This window comes from Reticulibacter mediterranei, from assembly GCF_016587455.1.
The window spans coordinates 6,928,092-6,946,246 of record NZ_BNJK01000001.1 but is presented as its reverse complement, the minus strand read 5'-3'; the positions used below and the strand labels follow the sequence as shown (position 1 = coordinate 6,946,246).

General features: G+C 52.6%; 15 protein-coding genes. 7 read left to right on the top strand and 8 right to left on the bottom strand.

Annotation, left to right across the window (positions count from 1 at the left end; genetic code table 11):
- Window positions 1–42: 42 nt before the first annotated feature.
- The 5 genes from K3T83_RS30045 to K3T83_RS30025 all read left to right on the top strand — a co-directional run bounded on the left by K3T83_RS30045 (window position 43) and on the right by K3T83_RS30025 (window position 6,740).
- Window positions 43–813: an ATP-binding cassette domain-containing protein gene (locus tag K3T83_RS30045; RefSeq protein WP_373324622.1), complete on the top strand. Its 771-nt coding sequence runs from the start codon at window positions 43–45 to the stop codon at window positions 811–813.
- Entirely contained in the window at window positions 810–2,084 is a 1,275-nt protein-coding gene (locus K3T83_RS30040; protein WP_220206603.1) for a sugar ABC transporter permease, read from the top strand. The genes K3T83_RS30045 and K3T83_RS30040 overlap by 4 nt, the downstream gene beginning before the upstream one ends.
- A gap of 340 nt (window positions 2,085–2,424) precedes the next feature.
- Window positions 2,425–3,009: an RNA polymerase sigma factor gene (locus K3T83_RS30035; protein ID WP_220206602.1), complete on the top strand. Its 585-nt coding sequence runs from the start codon at window positions 2,425–2,427 to the stop codon at window positions 3,007–3,009.
- 3 nt (window positions 3,010–3,012) lie between these two features.
- A complete protein-coding gene (locus K3T83_RS30030; protein ID WP_220206601.1) occupies window positions 3,013–5,169 on the top strand; it encodes a HEAT repeat domain-containing protein in 2,157 nt (718 codons plus the stop codon).
- Window positions 5,170–5,339: 170 nt separating this feature from the next.
- The gene (locus K3T83_RS30025; protein WP_220206600.1) at window positions 5,340–6,740 is read left to right on the top strand and encodes an ABC transporter substrate-binding protein; all 1,401 of its coding nucleotides are present in this window, start codon (window positions 5,340–5,342) and stop codon (window positions 6,738–6,740) included.
- Here the strand turns inward: K3T83_RS30025 and K3T83_RS30020 are convergent.
- A complete protein-coding gene (locus K3T83_RS30020; protein ID WP_220206599.1) occupies window positions 6,737–7,672 on the bottom strand; it encodes a CE1 family esterase in 936 nt (311 codons plus the stop codon). The two genes, K3T83_RS30025 and K3T83_RS30020, sit on opposite strands and share 4 nt — an antisense overlap.
- Window positions 7,673–7,881: 209 nt before the next feature.
- Here K3T83_RS30020 and K3T83_RS30015 point away from each other — a divergent pair, with 209 nt between their 5' ends.
- Window positions 7,882–8,961, top strand: coding sequence for an L-threonylcarbamoyladenylate synthase (locus tag K3T83_RS30015; protein ID WP_220206598.1), 1,080 nt, complete (start codon window positions 7,882–7,884; stop codon window positions 8,959–8,961).
- Between the two features lie 13 nt (window positions 8,962–8,974).
- Here the strand turns inward: K3T83_RS30015 and K3T83_RS30010 are convergent, their stop codons facing one another.
- The 7 genes from K3T83_RS30010 to K3T83_RS29980 form a co-directional block, all read right to left on the bottom strand.
- Window positions 8,975–10,609: a helix-turn-helix domain-containing protein gene (locus tag K3T83_RS30010; protein ID WP_220206597.1), complete on the bottom strand. Its 1,635-nt coding sequence runs from the start codon at window positions 10,607–10,609 to the stop codon at window positions 8,975–8,977.
- A 219-nt stretch (window positions 10,610–10,828) separates the two neighbouring features.
- On the bottom strand, window positions 10,829–11,644 hold the full coding sequence (locus tag K3T83_RS30005; RefSeq protein ID WP_220206596.1) for a tetratricopeptide repeat protein: 816 nt from the start codon (window positions 11,642–11,644) through the stop codon (window positions 10,829–10,831).
- Between the two features lie 48 nt (window positions 11,645–11,692).
- Complete coding sequence (locus tag K3T83_RS30000; protein ID WP_220206595.1) at window positions 11,693–13,198, bottom strand: MiaB/RimO family radical SAM methylthiotransferase; 1,506 nt, start codon at window positions 13,196–13,198, stop codon at window positions 11,693–11,695.
- 142 nt (window positions 13,199–13,340) lie between these two features.
- On the bottom strand, window positions 13,341–14,168 hold the full coding sequence (locus K3T83_RS29995) for a M55 family metallopeptidase (protein WP_220206594.1): 828 nt from the start codon (window positions 14,166–14,168) through the stop codon (window positions 13,341–13,343).
- Window positions 14,169–14,187: 19 nt separating this feature from the next.
- Window positions 14,188–15,462 carry a galactokinase gene (galK, locus tag K3T83_RS29990; RefSeq protein WP_220206593.1) on the bottom strand — a complete coding sequence of 425 codons (1,275 nt, stop codon included), beginning with the start codon at window positions 15,460–15,462 and terminating at the stop codon, window positions 14,188–14,190.
- Window positions 15,459–16,376, bottom strand: a complete 918-nt coding sequence (gene galT, locus K3T83_RS29985) for a galactose-1-phosphate uridylyltransferase (protein WP_220206592.1) — start codon at window positions 16,374–16,376, stop codon at window positions 15,459–15,461. Before galT ends, galK begins: the two co-directional genes overlap by 4 nt.
- Before the next feature lie 66 nt (window positions 16,377–16,442).
- On the bottom strand, window positions 16,443–16,982 hold the full coding sequence (locus K3T83_RS29980) for a hypothetical protein (RefSeq protein WP_220206591.1): 540 nt from the start codon (window positions 16,980–16,982) through the stop codon (window positions 16,443–16,445).
- A gap of 301 nt (window positions 16,983–17,283) precedes the next feature.
- Between K3T83_RS29980 and K3T83_RS29975 the strand changes: the two genes are divergently transcribed.
- Window positions 17,284–18,036 carry a class I SAM-dependent methyltransferase gene (locus K3T83_RS29975; RefSeq protein WP_220206590.1) on the top strand — a complete coding sequence of 251 codons (753 nt, stop codon included), beginning with the start codon at window positions 17,284–17,286 and terminating at the stop codon, window positions 18,034–18,036.
- The last annotated feature ends 119 nt before the right edge of the window (window positions 18,037–18,155 follow it).

Genomic DNA, 18,155 nt, shown 5'->3' with positions numbered 1-18,155 from the left:
TCATCGCCGCGCCGTCCACCCGATGGGAACCCAGTACTCCGCATGGTCGGTATCGGCAAAAGCTTTGGTGCTGTCCGTGCGCTCAATAATGTAGACTTTGAGGTCTACCCTGGTGAGGTCGTTGGTCTGGTTGGCGATAACGGCGCTGGCAAATCAACATTGATCAAAACGATTGCCGGCGTTAGCCCCGCCGATGAAGGCGAGATCTTTATCGAGGAACAACCTGTCAAAATCACCAGCCCACAAATAGCCACCCATCTAGGCATTGAGACCGTCTATCAGGATCTCGCTCTCTGCGATAACCTGGACGTTGTTTCCAACCTCTTCTTAGGCCGTGAAGAGAAAACTGCTATCAGCACACTCAAAGAGATCGAGATGGAACGGCGGGCCTTGCAGGTCTTGCGGACGCTCGATGTAAAACTGCCTTCCGTACGCGCAATAGTCTCCACGCTGTCCGGCGGCCAACGCCAATCGATTGCTGTAGCCAAAACGATTCTACGTAACGCGAAAGTTATTCTGCTCGACGAGCCAACGGCTGCTCTGGGCGTTGCCCAGACCCGTCAGGTCTTAAATCTGATCAAACGCCTGCGCGAGCAAGGACTGGCCGTCGTCGTCATTTCCCACAATCTGGCCGATGTTTTTGAAGTTGTTGATCGCGTTATCGTCCTGCGACTGGGGAGAAGAGTAGGCACCTTTGATATTAAAACTACCACGCAAGAGCGGGTGGTGGCGGCCATTACAGGAGCCGAGTTTGGCGAACTCTTGCAAAATGGCGGAAATGGCAACGGTGCAAGAGAGGCAGATAGATCATGAGTAATATAGTCAATAAAAATACAGATGAGTCTAATCAGCAGGCTATGGCCTCCTCCGTTGAGGCTCCATCCTATACGCAAAAACAAACGTTTGGACAATTGCTACGTGGCGACCTCGGCTTCCTACCTGTATTCCTGACGCTGCTTATTATCGTCGTTTACTTTACTGCCACGCCACCAGCCGGTATCTTCCTACAGCCTCGCAACTTCTCTAACCTGCTGCAACAGAGTGTGCAGACCGGTATCACGGCACTGGGTGTGGTGCCTGTACTTCTGCTGGCAGAGGTCGATCTCTCCCTGGCTGTCGTTGGTACCTTTGGCGCGGTCGTCATGGGCATTCTTTCTGAACGTATGGGCGTTCCTGCTACCGCTGCTATCGCTGCTGGCATTCTGGCTGGAGCGCTCGCTGGAGCCATCAATGGCTTCTTTATAGCAGTACTCCGCATTCCATCTTTTATCGTCACACTGGCCGCTTATATTTTCTATCAGGGTGCAGTGTTATCGTTGCTTGCCCCCCAGGATACTCTGATTATCCACAATCCTACTATTGTCAATATCGCAGGTAGTTCCACCAGCTTCTTGCCCGACTGGTTAGGCATTGGTCTACCAATTGTCTTACTGATTGTCTATGCTGTCAGCGTCTTCTATGATCAGACAATACGCAAACGCAATGGGCTACGCACAAAATCGATGCCGCAACTGGTTGGGCGAATTGTGCTGGTAGCGGCGATTGTTTTAGGTGTTGTTTTCACTCTTGAAAATACACCGTCACCCACGCCTGGCCTCTACCTGGGTGTCCCGACTGGTGTAGCCATCTTCATGATCCTGATCCTCATTGTCTGGCTTGTCCTGACAAAAACCACCTATGGTCGCCATATCTATGCGGCTGGTGGCAATGCAGAAGCCGCGCGCCGCGCTGGTATTAATATCACGATGATCCGTATCACGGTCTTCACCCTCTGCTCCGGTCTGGCTGCTGTTGCTGGCGTAATCCAGGCCTCCCGCGCAAACTCGGTGGCCACCGCGATTAGCCCGGTTCTCACATTACAAGCCATTGCAGCGGCGGTCATCGGTGGCGTCAGCCTCTTTGGTGGAAAAGGTTCCGCCTGGGCCATTATTCTCGGCACGCTGATTATTACCAGCCTGGCGAACGGCCTGTCCCTGCAAAGCCGAGGAACGGATGTGCAGTTTATGATTCAAGGTGCCGTTCTCCTCCTCGCTGTCACTGCCGATGCGCTGATTCGTCGCGCGCAGGCTCGCAGCGGACGCTAAACATTCTCCCTGGATATCGTTACTGGCAGAGATTCACCTGTTGACCCCTGCCAGTAAGCTCCCTTTACAGCGCAGCAAACTTATACATCCCTACAACTTTCGCAACATATACATTCACGCCAAAAGATGATACTATGAGAGACATATTTCATTCAGTCATTGCTATCAATAGCGGATTTACACGATCTGTATGCTTCTCTCAATGTTGAGATAAGATAGTATACAGAACAGTTCAACAGGGAAAATACCGTGAGGAAATTGGAGTTGCAGGTTGTAACTTTCAGCAGTCTTTTTGTGTTGTACATAAGTGAGGCTGGCACGAGAGACACGGTGAGATGCAATGGACGCAAGCAGCGAAAGTAACCTGGCCTTGCCAGCAACAACTGTCGAGACATATTACGAACAACTGGTATCGCTGTACTGGTATCAACTGAGGGCGTTTATCGCACGGCGTGTCGGCAATCCACAGGATGCTGAAGACATTGTACAGGAAGCTTTGTTGCGTGCATATGTAGCGCTGGAACGCTATCCAGTGCAACGACGGCAGACGCTAAAGGCGCGTCCCTGGCTCTATAAAATTGCCTGGAATGTGTATTGTAATTACACGGGCAGATCGAAACAACCGCCATCGGTGCCGCTTGATCTTTCGGATGAGAGTCCGGTGCTTGAGCGAGAAGACGACAGGTTTGTCCAACCAGAAGTTGCATTTGAACATGTTGAAGATCGACAGGAGCTAGAGATCCTTGTTGCTACGCTCCCTCAACACTATCGAGATGTGGTGAGCCTGTATTATTTTGAGGATCTGAACTATCAAGAAATCGCTGATATTCTCAACCAGCCAGTTGGAACGGTAAAAGTTTATGTTCATCGCGGTGTCCGACTATTACGCAAAGCGTTGGCAATAGAAATACACGAGGTACGGTAAAGAATGGAATACGGCAGAGGTGAATACCATCTGAACACAGATGGACCCTTACCACATCATCAAAGAGAATACCCGGATCATGTGGATATGTCGGCTTCCCCGCTGCTCCCCATTCAGCATTACCTGGGTCTGGGCAATATCTCGCCTCTCGTCGAGGACCAACTGACTTCTGCGCTGCAACATCCTGAGTGGAAAACGCGTGTACAGGCGATCCGTCAATTAGAACGATCTCACAAGCAGGATGCGCTTGCTGCTTTTCTCACGGCATTGGAGGATGAACATCCAGCGGTTCGTGCAGCTGCGGTCCATGCACTCGGAACGTACCCAACCCTTCAGGATGTTCTATCCAACGAGCCACTTATTACAGCACTGCACGATACTTCCTGGCATGTACGCGCTGAGGTCGTTTTAGTGCTGGGAAAATACCGCGAACACGCCCCTGTTGATCTTCTGATCGCAGCCCTGGAAGATGAGGATGAAACCGTCCGCGCCACTGCTGCTAGTACGCTTGGTCAGTTGGGCGAACTGGTTCCTATCGAATGTCTGGTGAAAGCGCTCTACGATCCCATCTGGACAGTTCGTGAAGCTGCCGCTTATGCACTCAGCGAACAGGGAAAACGGGCACCAATCACCCCCCTCCTGCTGACACGCAACGACGAGGATAGCGCCGTACGAGACGCGGTGGAATGGGCGATTCAGCAAACCCATCCTGAAATGCTCACAACCACCGCTTTCAATACAACGCATACTGTCTCAGATCTCCCTCAGCCAGATGCATCAACAAAAACGACGCCCTCCAGCGAGGATCTGACAGATGAGATTCCTGCCGAAGCAGGCGCGCAAAATGATGCGGATTTCTCGCCCGAACATGCATCAGCACCCTCACCGCAGAAACAACAGGCTTCCACCAAAGCACCAGTGACGGCTGGTCATGTTCAAAGGGCACGCACACCCACACGGCTATCGACACGAACATCGCGCCGCTCCTCCTTCATCCATATTTTGGAGCGTGGGATAGCCGCCGCTGTCGTCATCGGGATCGCCCTCTCCTGGTTCCTGCTCAATCGAGGAGTGATCAGTTCCAACACCGGATCGCTCTGGAATGTTTCTCTTACCTTGAAACAAAAGGCTCCGGCTGGCAGCGCTTATACAAAAGTCGCCTGGCTTACGACCGACTGGCAGAACACGCCAATCGTTACAGCCATCGATACAAGAGGTCATATTCACCTGTGGAATACGCGCAGCGGAGAAACAGTGGAAGTCGCGACCCGCTTTCAACATGTGGTCGCCTTCACCAGAGTTGCCAATAGTTTGCTTGTTGCGTATACAAAACCTGGCGACAGTATGCTCCAACTGGACCGTGTGGTTGTAACAACTACCACCTTGAATGCCCAGGTAGAAACAATAACTCAGCTTGCCGGACCAGCGAACGCACCCTCTCTTGCATCGTGGTCGCCCGATGGAAAGCATATTGCAGTGACCTGGGGCAACAAACAGGGGAGCAAAACTGAAAGCACAGAGCCGGTTCAGGTATGGGATATCACGCGCCAGAAAAGCATCTCGATCTTGCCAGCATGCAGCACAACACTTGATAAAAACGGCCAGTTGGAACAGAAGCCGGGCAGCATAAAGGCACTGGCCTGGACTGACGATAGCAAAGAGATCAGCACGGCCTGTACCAGCAACGACAACGATCACATGATAGAGACCTGGAACGCGTCCACAGGCCAGCCCCTCAAGGCATTGCATAACAAGCTGTTACAATATCGACCCATCTCCGTTGCAGACGAGGTAACAGCCCTCGCCTGGTCGCCCGATGATAACTATCTGGCCTATCTGCTGACCGATGGCGAGGTACACATCCTGCCACAAAAGAGCGACCAGATGAGTGATATCTGGCTCAACTACGGGTACTCTAACCAGAGTAAACTGTTCAGTGGCGTCCTGTCCTGGTCCGCCAACAGCAAATACCTGGCAGCCGCTACAACAGCGATAAATCCGGTGGGAACCATTACCGGCTGGGATACGACAGGGAATCAACTTTACGCCTACAACGGCCACTCACAACCGATCTACGATATTGCCTGGTCATCAAACGACAAATCAATCGCCTCGGTGAGCAAAGACGGCACACTGCAAATATGGAATACATCACCGTGAATTCAGATGAGGCCATGCACAGAAAAGCGGGATAGCGACACGTCAGCCTCAAGGTCTACTTGACACATAAGATGCGCTTACGTATCATATCTGTATGTGCAAATTTACCCGCAAGTAGTTCTGACAAGTAGACCCTATTTGACGAGAAGAGGCGCGGGAGGAGGTTTGCAATGAAACGCCCGCTTGCACTGGTGCTGATCCTCTGTGTACTTTTCGCCCTCGCCGACTGTAGTAGCGGAACAGGCAAAACCGGTATTGATAATGATGAGGCTATGCAAGGGCTGACCAGCGGCAACAACTACATTGATTGCCCCCCAGCTCGCCTCAACAGCACGAATGCCGCTGCCATACCTGCTGAAAACGGTCCGATTGTGCTGAACGTGGGAGGCTGGGCGGCTTCGCCTGAAGAATCTCGGCTAGTCAGAGAGAACCTCGATAACTTTGAACATATGCACCCCAATATCCGCGTTCAATGGACCCCGTTTCTCGGTACTGATTACCCCACAAAGATGCAATCCAACTTCGCCGATCATACCGTTCCCGACGTGTTCTACCTGCAACCACGCATGGCCCCCGACTATATCAGTAGCGGCAAACTACTCGACCTCTCCCCGTATATGGCAAAAGACCACGTGCAGGCCGACTCTTACTACTTCAGCAATACCTTTAGCTGCAAAACTGGCAACGTCTACGGGATTCCCAAAGATTTCAACACACTGGGGCTTTTCTACAACAAGACGCTCTTCCAAGAGGCCAATATTGCTCCACCGACCAATACATGGACCTGGGATGATATGCGGGCAGCAGCGAAAAAGTTGACGAAAACCGGGGAAGAGGCCAAAAAGATCTATGGAGACACACAATCCGTGTACGGCATTACGCTGCCTGATAGCTCCTCGCGCTGGCTGGCCTTCCTTTTTGCCAATGGTGGCAATGTTCTCAGTGCGGATGGGACACGCGCTGTCTTCAACAATCAGGCTGGTGTGGAATCACTCAAGTTCTATACCAGCTTCCAGCGCGAAGACAACTCATCAGTCCTCGCCTCCAGCCTGGTAACGCCCTGGACTGGTGACGTACTTGACGCTTTTGGCCAGCAGCGGGCAGCGATGGAGCTCGAAGGAGGCTGGCTCATCCAGTACCTACAGAAGAACTTCTCCCACACACAATACGGCATTGCTCCCCTGCCAATCAGTCCCAGCGGCAAACGAGCGGATCTGATCTTCACCAACGCATGGGCTGCCTACAGCCAGACGCCCCATCCCGAAGCGACCTGGGAACTGATTAAATATATGAGCGGACAGGAGGTACAGGAAAGCCAGTTGAAAGAGGGCTTCGCACTGCCCACCCTCAAAAAGCTGGTCAATGATCCTTATTTCCGTGCCAACCCCGATCTCAAAGTCCTCTTCGATTCCGCACAAAACGATGGCTATCCCGATAACTACGGCCCATATGACCTCTTGATCCACCAGCGGCTCGATCTGGCAATCAGCAGCGCCCTCTCAGGCCAGGAAGATCCACAGAGCGCACTGGACAATGCCGCCCGACAGGTCAATAAAGTGTTGAAACACTAACGAACGCTATCAAAAAACTGCCAGACAACATCACTGGTATTGATACTCTTCGACATCGACCATGAATGCCCTCCATTGCCCACACGGTAATGGATCACGCGCGATCCTGCCGCGCAATGTGTCCACTCGATCCCCGTCACATCTCCTTGTTGAAAAAACGTCTGTGAAGAGCCGGTACAGGTATCAAGCGACTGCCAGCGGCGCAAATAATCCTGTACCGCTGCCATATGTGCGGAGGGATTGCCCCCATAAGGTGCCTGCGTGTCAGCCTGGCCGTGCATCTCCATCACTGGTAAGGGATGCGAGGGATGACAGTTGCCAAAGGGATAATATGCTCCAGATACGGTGGCAATCGCGGTAATCTGATCGTGAAGCGTGCAAGCTAGCCGGTAGACCATGCCACCACCAAGAGAAAAACCCACCAGATAGATGCGATGACTGTCTACACAATAATTCTTTTTAAGCATGGTCAACAGATCGTGCGTGAACTGCACATCATCGGCATCGCCCGTTGGGCCATACGCGCCATTTCCCGCATTCCACGATGGTGGCGAATCAACGCCCTGTGGCAAAGCGAGGAGAAATCCAACTTTATCAGCCTTATCATTAAACTGCGTTACTCGTTCCATCTGTTGCATCGTCCAGCTATAGCCGTGATAGCCGATCACCAGCGGTTGCAGAAATTTTCCATACGCCGGTGGCAGATGCAAAAGAAAACTACGCTTGAGACCTCCAGAAGAGATCGTCTTGACGCTGTCTCCTGGCCGCTGAGGAGAAGCGGTACAGGGAGCCTGTGTCGCTGTGGGAGAGGGATTTGCCGCCGGCATCGGAGCAGCAAAAGGTGCATCGCAGGCACACATCACCAGGCTCAACAGGGCGAGCAGGGCAACATAAATATAATGACGAGCAGAAAAAACTTGATAAACTTTCATATACCGCACCAGATCTTCTTTTCGCTCTAACAGACAACGGCCAATAAACTCCTGCAAGGCTCTCTGAATAGCATACCCAATGTATTGTACGATCACAAGACATAACCAGAGCACGTTTGACCATACGACTCTACCCCTACTGCACTCAACATGTTATACTCCTCTCAATATCACCTGAACGAGAAAACTATAAGAAAGCCAATCGATAGATGAATGACAGGCAAACAGAAGTTATACAGATAGATCCAATACGCCCGGACCCGGCGATTATCGCACGAGCCGCTGAACTGCTTCGTTCGGGAGAGCTGGTTGTTTTTCCAACCGAAACCGTGTATGGCCTGGGCGCAAACGCATTGCAGGCTGATGCGGTTGAGAAGATTTTTGCTGCCAAAGGGCGTCCCTATAGCGACCCATTGATCGCCCATATCGCCGATGAACACGACCTCGAACAGGTCGCTATCGACATTCCTCCGATTGCGCGAGATCTGGCGCGCACCTTCTGGCCCGGCCCGTTAACGCTGATCCTGCCAGCTGACCCACACATTCCACGCATGGTGACAGCGGGACTCGCAACGGTTGCGGTACGCATGCCACGCCATCCCGTCGCCCTTGCGCTCATTCGTGCCGCTGGACTGCCTATTGCTGCCCCAAGCGCCAATCGTTTTATGCATGTCAGCCCCACGACAGCACAGCATGTATTGAGCGATCTGTCCGGGCGCGTCCCGCTGATCCTCGACGGTGGTCCCTGCGCTGTGGGGGTAGAATCGACCATCCTTGACCTCTGCTCTGACGTTCCAACCATACTACGCCCTGGTGGGATCAGCCTGGAAGCGCTACGCGCACAGTTGCCAGCGGTACAGGCTCCCGTACGGCGTGTCCCGAACGGTGAAGATAGCCATGATGAACAACAAGCGCAGAAATCGCCAGGCCAGATGCTCATCCATTATGCTCCTGCAGTACCGTCTTTCCTCATTGAAGGATCAGGTGCAACCATGCGTGCAACCATGCTGGCAGAGGTACAGCGGCGGCAGGCGCAGGGCGAACGAGTTGGCGTACTAATAGCCGATGAAGATCTCGCCACATTCCAGCAGAGTGGAGCGCAGATCTATACGCTTGGTAGGGCAGACGAACCGGAGCAGATCGCAACGCACCTCTTTGCAGGACTGCGCATCCTCGAAGAGTCGGGGGTACAGGTCATTCTCTGCCGCAGCTTTAGTGAGCAAGGATTGGGACTGGCGATTCGTGATCGCCTGCTCAAAGCGACGGGGGGCAAGATCTTTCCTGCATGAGAGGCATGCGAACTCAGCGTTTTTGTAGATGATGGATTTTCAGCGCGATCTGGAGGGAGAGGCGCAACTCTGAATCTTCCAGAGAGCGTCCGATAAGCTCTTCGATACGGCCGAGACGATATAGCAACGCGTTACGATGCAGATGCATCAGGCGAGCCGTCTCGCTCAAATTGCCGTTACAGCGGAAAAAGCACTCCAACGTCTCAATCCAGGTGCCGCCATTGCGTGCATCATGGTTGATCAGCGGCCCCAGCGCTTCCTGATAAAAGTCGCTCAGTTCGCCCTGACCATCAAGATGGAAGAGCAGGCGATAGACCCCCAGACGAGCAAACGAATGCAGTTTGCCCTCACCGAAGAGGCGGCGACCAATCTCTAGAGCCTGCTGTGCCTCGCGCGAAGATTGTGGGATACCCTGTAGATTTTTCGCAATGCGTCCAATGCCACACGAGTAAAGAGGAACACTGGAAGAACCACTACGGTTCTGTGCCATACGAGCATGCACACGTTCCAGACGGGTAAACGTGTTATTCTCGCTTTCACTCTCGCTCTCGATACCGCTGGCAAGCTCTAGCATGGGGAGGATAGCAACCACGCGTCGCGGCTCACACAACACCCAGCACGAAGACCACACCCGCAACAGCTCATCGCGTATCCGTCGGCTCCATTGCGCCAGAGGGCTGCTCATGGGGAAATCAGGTTCAGCAGCCGCGACCTCAAAGACAACGATCACCTGTGGCATGGTGAGGTCATAGCCGAGAATACGAGCGCGAGCTAACATTTCATCGGGTTGCTGATAGTGGCCGTGCAACACATCCGTAAAAGCCTCGACCAGATAGCGGCTCTCCACCTCGCTGCGCTCACGCTCACGCGCGAACTCTATTGCCAGAATGGGAGCCACTTTGCCAAGAATGATGCGCTCCAGATAGTCGAAATCGCTCTCGTTGCCCACCAGCGAGATATAGCCGACGACCTCGTGACGGATCAAAATTGGCTCGACAACACGCGTCAACCCCTGTTGTCGCAAAAACTCATCCGTCAAAACAGCAGGCAAGAGGAGTACCTCGGCTAGAGGTGGAGCGGCTTGAAAGCGTACCTGTTGCGAGGCGTCCTGTACGACCACCCATTTACCACGACTGCTGGCAAGATATTCGCATACGCCCTGAATACCGGCTCCCTGCACACTCAACTGCATCAACTGATGAGTTATCTCAGTTGCTTTTCGCTCGATCTCACCTCGAAAACTGACGACAAAGGTAATCACCTCGCGTGCAATATCTTCAAGTTGAGCAGAAGAAGGCAGCAAAATCAGGGGGAGATTAAGGTGGTCGGCGTCGGAGATGGCCTCCTCACCGAGAGCAGCCAGCGATTGAGCAGCTACGCCAACGGCGGCTACACCTGCTTTATGCAAACTTTTCAAGAGATGAGGAAGCGTCTCATCAAGGCGGCGCAATTGGGAAAGGGTAAGCAGGGCGAGTTCGCCTCCCTGGATACTCTCAAAAGCCGGGAGGCGAGCGCGCATACAGGCGGCCCAGGTGACGCGACGTTCTAACCCTCCTGCACCTGCTACCATCTGTGCGTCTCGTGAGGAGAGCAGGGTAAGAATGTTACGGACCGAAGCCGATGATGACGAGGAAGGTAGACTGCTCATAACTCACAGACTCACATATTTAGGGTACGCAACAAATACGCGCTAGAGAAAATCAGACAAACACGTCTAACGTCGAACAGTGGCAGCAGCCGTAGTGCCAGCCTTTTGAGCCTGCCTCTGTTTTTCTTTGTACTTCTTCGCTTTGATACGATGTTTCTGCCATGCGACGCGTTTTGCTTTATTCATAAGTTAATCACTCCTTTTTATTAGATACCTGTCTTACTCTTCAGAGTCAACGTTTCCCTCGAAGTCGATCTCAGCCATATCATCGCTCTCATCGCCTCCGTCGTAGTACTCATCGTCATTACCCAGCTCGTCCTCATCCTCACGGTCATAGCGCAACATTGAATCTTTGATATACGCACGGATCGTATCTCCGCCACCCTGCGAGGGGAAGCTGACTTTGCCGAACATGCTGGGATGCTGATAGTCTTCTCGGATGATGAGGCGTATCTGCCCATGTTCCATAGCAAGAATGGCCGCAGCATAACGGTTGCCGCTCTCCATAAAGTTAATCAAACGATTCGCCAGGCGCGGCTCGACCTGACCAATATCCTCACCAGCGGAATTACGTACCAGCAGCCTGTGACCGTTGACGTGAAACTGCACTCGATCACCAACGCCCACACGAGCCAGAACAGCAGGCGAACCGAGGTTGATTAGCTCGGTCATGCCAGTTTTACCAGTCTCCTCAATGAAGAGCCTGGGATCAATACGATCAACCCCCGCAGGAGCCTGTGAGGGAGTCTCCTGCAACAGTGCAAGACGATCAAGATTTTTCTTTGCAATGGTGTTGCCGGGGCTATATTTCAGCGTCTGTGAGTAAGCATCACGCGCTTCCGAATACTGCCCCAACTCGCTATATGCTTTGCCCAGGCGATTGAGCGCATCAGGCTCCTGTGGGAAAAGGCTCAAGATATTCCTGTTGGTAGCTACAGCATCTTCCCACTGGCCTTCCTGGGCCTGTTTGACGGCCAGATCGGTCCACTGCTTCTTTAACCGAGCTTTTTCTTCAGCCGACAGTGCTTGGGTCATCGAACGACTCCTCCATCTTCACCGGAAATGTCCCGTTTAGTTTGCTTATTATACCGCAACCGCGCAACCCTGTAATGACCAGGGAGTAACTCGCTCGATACGTACGTTAATCAGGTCTCCAGGCTCGACATTGCCAGGATACCCCTGCTCTCCCTCTGCAAGGTGTGGGAAGAACACAAGCTTGTTCGTACGATTACGTCCCTTCCATTGCTGACGCCCATGAGAAGTATTCAAGTCCTCAATCAGCACCTCTTCGGTTTTACCCAGGTATTGCTGGTTTATCTCTAAAGCGATCTTTGCCTGTAGATCTTCAACAGCATGGAGACGCCGCTTCTTTTCCTCCAGAGGTACATCATCTTCCCAGCGCGCCGCGACCGTTCCAGGGCGGACGGAATAGGCTGCTACATGGACAACATCGAAGCGAATCTTCTCCAGAAGATCCAATGTATGCTGAAACTCCTCCTCGGTTTCGCCACAGAAACCCACAATCACGTCGGTTGAGAGCGAAATGCCAGGCCACAGTTCACGCACTCGCTCAATACGCTCGATATATTCATCAAGCTCATAGCCTCGCTTCATGCGCTTCAATGTGGCATCATCACCCGCCTGCACCGGGATATTGAGGTGCTCACAGACTTTGGGCAGATGAGCCATGCGCTCAATCATGCTATCGGTCATATAACGCGGATACGAGGTCATAAAGCGAATGCGATCCAGGCCATCGATCTCGCTCAAACTGGTCATGAGATCAGCGAGATCCGGTTTCTCCACCAGATCCAGTCCATATGATTCAACGGTCTGACCAAGCAGCGTCAGTTCCCTGGCACCTTTACTCACCAGCAAACGCGCCTCGGTCATCAACTCGTCGATAGGACGACTGCGTTCGCGCCCCCGACGATAGGGAACAATACAATACGTACAGACTTTATTACAGCCCAGCACAATCGGCAGCCACGCTGTCGGGCTGGCTTTGGCCGGTTCTATTTTCGTGGGATAATGCGCGATACGCTCTCCAGGCTTCGGTACAATCGCCATTGGCAACACTGAGCGCTTGCCAGTGCGCGAGAGCGAGGTCGCAAACGTTGGCAGCACCTCTTCGTCCAGAACAGGAGGTGCCTGTGTTGCAAGCTCATCGGGCAGAAACTCGATGTCAAGACAGCCAGCCCCCGAGATGGGAGTCCAGCGCTCTTCGAGGAAACGCGGCAAAATATCGGCCTGCTCGACCTTCATGAAAAGATCGATATGCGGGTAACGCCTGTTTAACTCATCAATCGTCTTCTGATTGCCAATCATACAGCCCATCAGAGCCACTAGCAGGTCGCTGCGCTTCTCTTTAGCATACTTCAACTGAGCAAGCTGGTTATGAGCCTTCTCTTCAGGCGCTTTGCGCACGCTGCATGTATTGAGGACTACGAGGTTTGCCTGATCCATACCGCTCTCTTCCCAGCCCAACTCCTCTAACATGGTCTGAATGCGCTGCGAGTCGGCCTGGTTCATCTGGCAACCAACCGTCCAAATATGATATTTGCCGCGTGGAATATTCGTCGTGGTCATAGAAACGCCTCACTTCGAGCATTGCTAGCTGTATATATTTCCAGGTTTTATCTTCAGAGACGCTATTATACAGCAAATTTTCCCCTCTGGAAAGTAGAGAAGAACTGAAAACAGACAATGACTGAGAATTTCCGTCGATCAATTAGCGATCCACCAGAGAACGCGTCAGAGTTACAATCGTTACAAACGTTCGATAAAGATCAAGCAGGTGTTCAGTAGTAATCTTGACTGAGCGGGCCGAGCTACGCTCGACGCCACGAATCCATGTCGCCATATCAGCCATATCAGCAACCAGGAAGGTAATCTCTAGTGTGACTGGCAACGAGAACTGCGGTGCCCGCATGCTAGAGAGATTGCGAACTGCGTACACAGCTCCCGCATGCAACAATTCGCATGCGGCAGAGGGGTGCATATGCGCTGCGGCAAAACGGCCCAGCGATTGCTTCACCACCACCTTTTCGGCATCCGGCGCTATCGTTTTTGCCTCCTGCGCCGTCGTCGCATCGCCACTGACGAAAATAACAGGCACACCATAATGTGCAGCCACCAGCGCGTTGATACCCGATTCTCCGACGATCTCGCCATTGATACGCACCTCCCAGATCGCACCGGGATTATAGGTATGGGAGAGAACAGCGTGTTCAGCACCAATCGAGCCATGATAGCTCACAAAACAGATACCATCGAAGCTGGCGTCCAGCCCCTCCATCATATACAGCGGCTTATGCCTTCCGGTAATCAGCGTGGCTCTTCCAAGCAGATCCTGCGGATGCAGGTTGCGCATCGTACTATGAGAGTCGTTGACCACAAATTCAGTCGCGCCGCCCTCTATCGCCCCCGCAATCACAGCATTTACCTCGTCCGTGAGCAGCCGCAACCCCTGTTCAAACTCGGCATTGCCACGCATGATCTGCTCCCAGGCCACAATGCCGCTTGTTCCCTCAAAGTCGGTGGAGAGAAACAGTTTCATATGTCCTATCTCCCGTTCGTTACAGCGTCACCGATCCAGGTCCACCAGCCGCACGACAAATATCGATGCTTGCCTGTCGCCCCGTCTGCTCTGGATATTGCCGCATCACGGCCTCACTCAGTACCTCAACCGCTTCCGTACGCACAAGATTTACGGTACAGCCGCCAAAGCCACCACCCATCATACGCGCACCCAGCACTCCGGGCACCTGATGAGCAATCTCAACCAGCGCATCCAGCTCCTCACAACTGACCTCGTACTCGTCGCGCAGACCGGCGTGGCCCTGCCAGAGAATAGCGCCAACCGCTTCAATATCGTTCTTCTCCAAAAGCGCGACAACTTGCAGCACACGCTCATTCTCCTTGATAATATAGCCCGCTCGTTTGCGCAAAATCTCCGGGAGCTCCTGCTTGTAACGGTCAAATTGCTCCTGTGTGATATCGCGCAGCGACTTGATCTCTCGCGCCTGCTGATTCTCCGGCTCATGCTGTTCGATCTGGCCGCGCAAGATCTCGACAGCATCTTCGCACTGTTGGCGTCGTTCGTTATATGCAGAACTGGCAAGTTCCCGACGAACGCCTGTATCGATGACCATTAGCGAGATTTCAGGTGCCCTGAAGGGCAAGTAACGGTACGCAAGCGAGCGGCAATCGAGCAAGACGGCTTTGCCGGGCTGCCCCAGACACGAGGCGGCCTGATCGAGAATGCCGCTCTTGAGGCCGGAAGCAATATGTTCGGCCCGCTGACACAGAGCTGCGACTTGCAAAGGGGCCAACGTCGCGTCCTCAGCACCAATAGTGAACTTTCCACCGGAAAAGAGCGCGCAGGCTTGAGCGGTCGCGACCTCTAGAGCAGCCGACGAACTCATCCCGCCTCCAAGCGGCACATCACCGCTCACCACAGCATCAAAGCCTTGCAGGGGAATACCCGCACGTGCCAGCTCGGTTGCGACACCTAATATATAGCGCGCCCAACCTGGCAATGCTTCTCGCTGCGCTTCAAATGTTTCCGGCAATCCATCCAGAGAAAATTGCGCATAGTGATTGAAGTGCGTTGACCAGAGCCGCACCGTTTGATCGGCTCGCGCCCGCCCAGCGAAGGCGGAAACGCGATCAACGGCGAGAGGCAGTACAAATCCCTCGTTGTAATCGGTATGTTCACCGATCAGGTTCACGCGTCCGGGTGCCCAGGCAGCGCTCAGATCGCCAGTGTATAGACTCATGCTCTCGTGAAAGGCCGTCGCAAATTGCTCTGCAGCCACCCGAACCGGTTGAGAGAACGCCTCTGTACTCATGATGATGCCTCCTCAGTCTTTGCAATTGCTTCGCGTAACTCTTGAGCTTTCAGTGCAGGAGCGGAATCATTTGTCCACAAGCCCCAGACGCCCTCAGAAGACGCGGCAAATTTGAGCTTCCCGGGTGCGCGGCCAATAGCCTGAATCTCAACGTGAAAGTGAAAGCGCTCATCGGCAAGCTGGTGCAGACCCAACAAATAGGGCATAGGAGCCATAGCGCCGTCAAACAAGGCGTTGTAGCCACGAATCACGCGGAGCAATAATGCGGCCAGATCTCGCAGCTCTTCATCTTGCATCAGCGCGAGGTTCGCAACGTGGCGGCGTGGATACAGATGGGCTTCGTAGGGATAGCGCACATATGGAGGTAAAAACGCCTGCCAGGTATTGTTATCTGCAACCTGATACTCGCTCTCGTTCAACTCTTCCCGCACGTGACAAAAGGGGCAGCCACGCCCTGCGGCGTCTTCCAGCACCACCGTTTCCAGTTCACGCTCAAGCGTTGGTGGAATCACCGAAACGCCGTACGCCTGCCCATGTGGATGATTTTGTGTCTGGCCGATAGCCTGACCGCTATTCTCGAAAATCATCACTGCCGGATAGCGAGAAGCCAGGTCGCGATAAAGATCACGCCACAACTTTGTGACAGCGAACACTTCGTCAACCGAAAGCTGGGTAAAGGTGCGGTTGTGTTCGCGGTTATAAATCACGACGAACGCTTCACCAACGGGAGGCATTAGCGGAGGAAAATCATTGGGATGGAGCCAGACTTGCGTATCAGGCCCAACGCGTCCCTCCGTAATATCAGCGCAAAAAGGACATTGTGTGGTCCCTTCTCGGCGGCTCATACGATGGGCCGCGTTGACAAGATACTGCCGCAAAATAGGATTCCACACTAACGGTGTTGTATGTTCCATTGCATTCCTACTTTAAAGTCGCAGCTGCGCGATTCATCGCGCTTTTCGCGAAAAAGATAAAATACGCTAATGATGATGGGGAGCCTGACTGCCCAGTAAAACACAACGCCCCTGCTGAGCAAACGATGCCAGCACAGAGCCTTTGTCGATCTCTCCCTCATCCTCTCCCGTAGCAAACAACCATTCATCCCAGGTCGTTTTGTCTGTAAAGAGCGCCCAGGCTACTGGAGCAACGCTGTTCCTCGCCACACGCATGAGCGCCAGAGCATGTTCAAAACCAGGCTCTAGCTCTTGCACAGGAGGGAGATCAGGATCGGCAAGTGTCTCAAATGTGCGAATGGTATGGATTTCTCCTTCGATCACTTCACAGACACACCCCAGGATCAATTGCTCCCGATCATCCTCATCCGTTCCCCAAACGCCAACAAGCAGGGTACAATGTGCAGGTAAGCGTTGCAGAAAAGCATTTACCTGAGACTTCCGCCAGCCATGCCAGATATACGTATCATCCTGTTGCTCAAGCCGCAGGGCATTATCCAGGAGCGGACGTGCAGCACTCCATAAACTGGAGTCGGCATCAATTACTGATAATTCGTCAGCTAACACACGACATTCTCCCAAGAAGCATCATATCAATCCGCCAAATTATAGCACAAGATCCTAGGAATAGCGTTCCATTTTCTTGCCGCGCTGAGTGCCTGCTCATGCCATCGAACAGCATACAGTAGTGAAAGGTTCTCATGCTATAATCAAATGGTTCAGTCAGAAAAAAGAAGAGAAGAAACAATCCGCTACAAAGCCAACAACCGAAGCGTTTATTTTGATAGACCATGTATTTATGTAGATCGTTCTATACTCTCTCAAGATCTGTAATGACAGGCAGAGGTAGCGCCATTAAGGATAGATTATGAAAGATATTCCCTGGTATCAGGCGTTCTTTGGCAAAGATTACCTGCGTATTTATGCGCCCTTCCTTCCTCCCGAAAAGACAGCTCGCGAAGTTGCAGATATCCTTGCTCTGCTTGATCTCCCCGAAGGGAGCCGTATTCTCGATTTATGCTGTGGCAATGGACGGCACGCCATTCCACTGGCACAACAGGGATATCAGGTCAGTGGACTAGATTTAAGTGAGCCGCTTCTTGAGAAGGCGGTGGCAGAGGCGGAGGAGCAAGGAGTTACTATCCGCTGGTTGCGTAGTGACATGAGAAATATTCCCTTTAAAAATGAGTTTGATGCTATTATCAATGTTTTCACCTCTTTTGGCTATTTTGAAAATGAAGATGAAGATTTACGGGTTCTACAGCAGGTGTATCAAGCGCTGAAACCACAGGGGCTTTTTTTATTAGAGACCGTCTATCAGCCAAGAGTCATGCGCGCATTTACCCCTCACGGCCTCACGCGCTATGATGATGGCCTCATTGTACTAGAAGAGAGATATATCGATCTCCTCACCAGCCGCAATGAAGTCCGCATTACCATGCTCGATGCGGAAGGGCGACGAAAAGAGCATAAACACTCGATGCGCATCTACACACTCACAGAACTAATACACATGCTCAGTTCTGTAGGTATGCCTGTTCAGGCATATTATGGAGGACTCGACGCCAGCGCCTTAACGATGGATAGCCGTCTGGTCATTATCAGTCAGAAAGTGATTTAATAGAGATCACATACAAAACAAGCCAGGCCAACGTGCTTTTCTGAGTAATCTTATACGGCATAATGGGCTGATGCTATAGACTCTTCACTGCTGAATGAGTTATAATGAGCGCGGTTCCC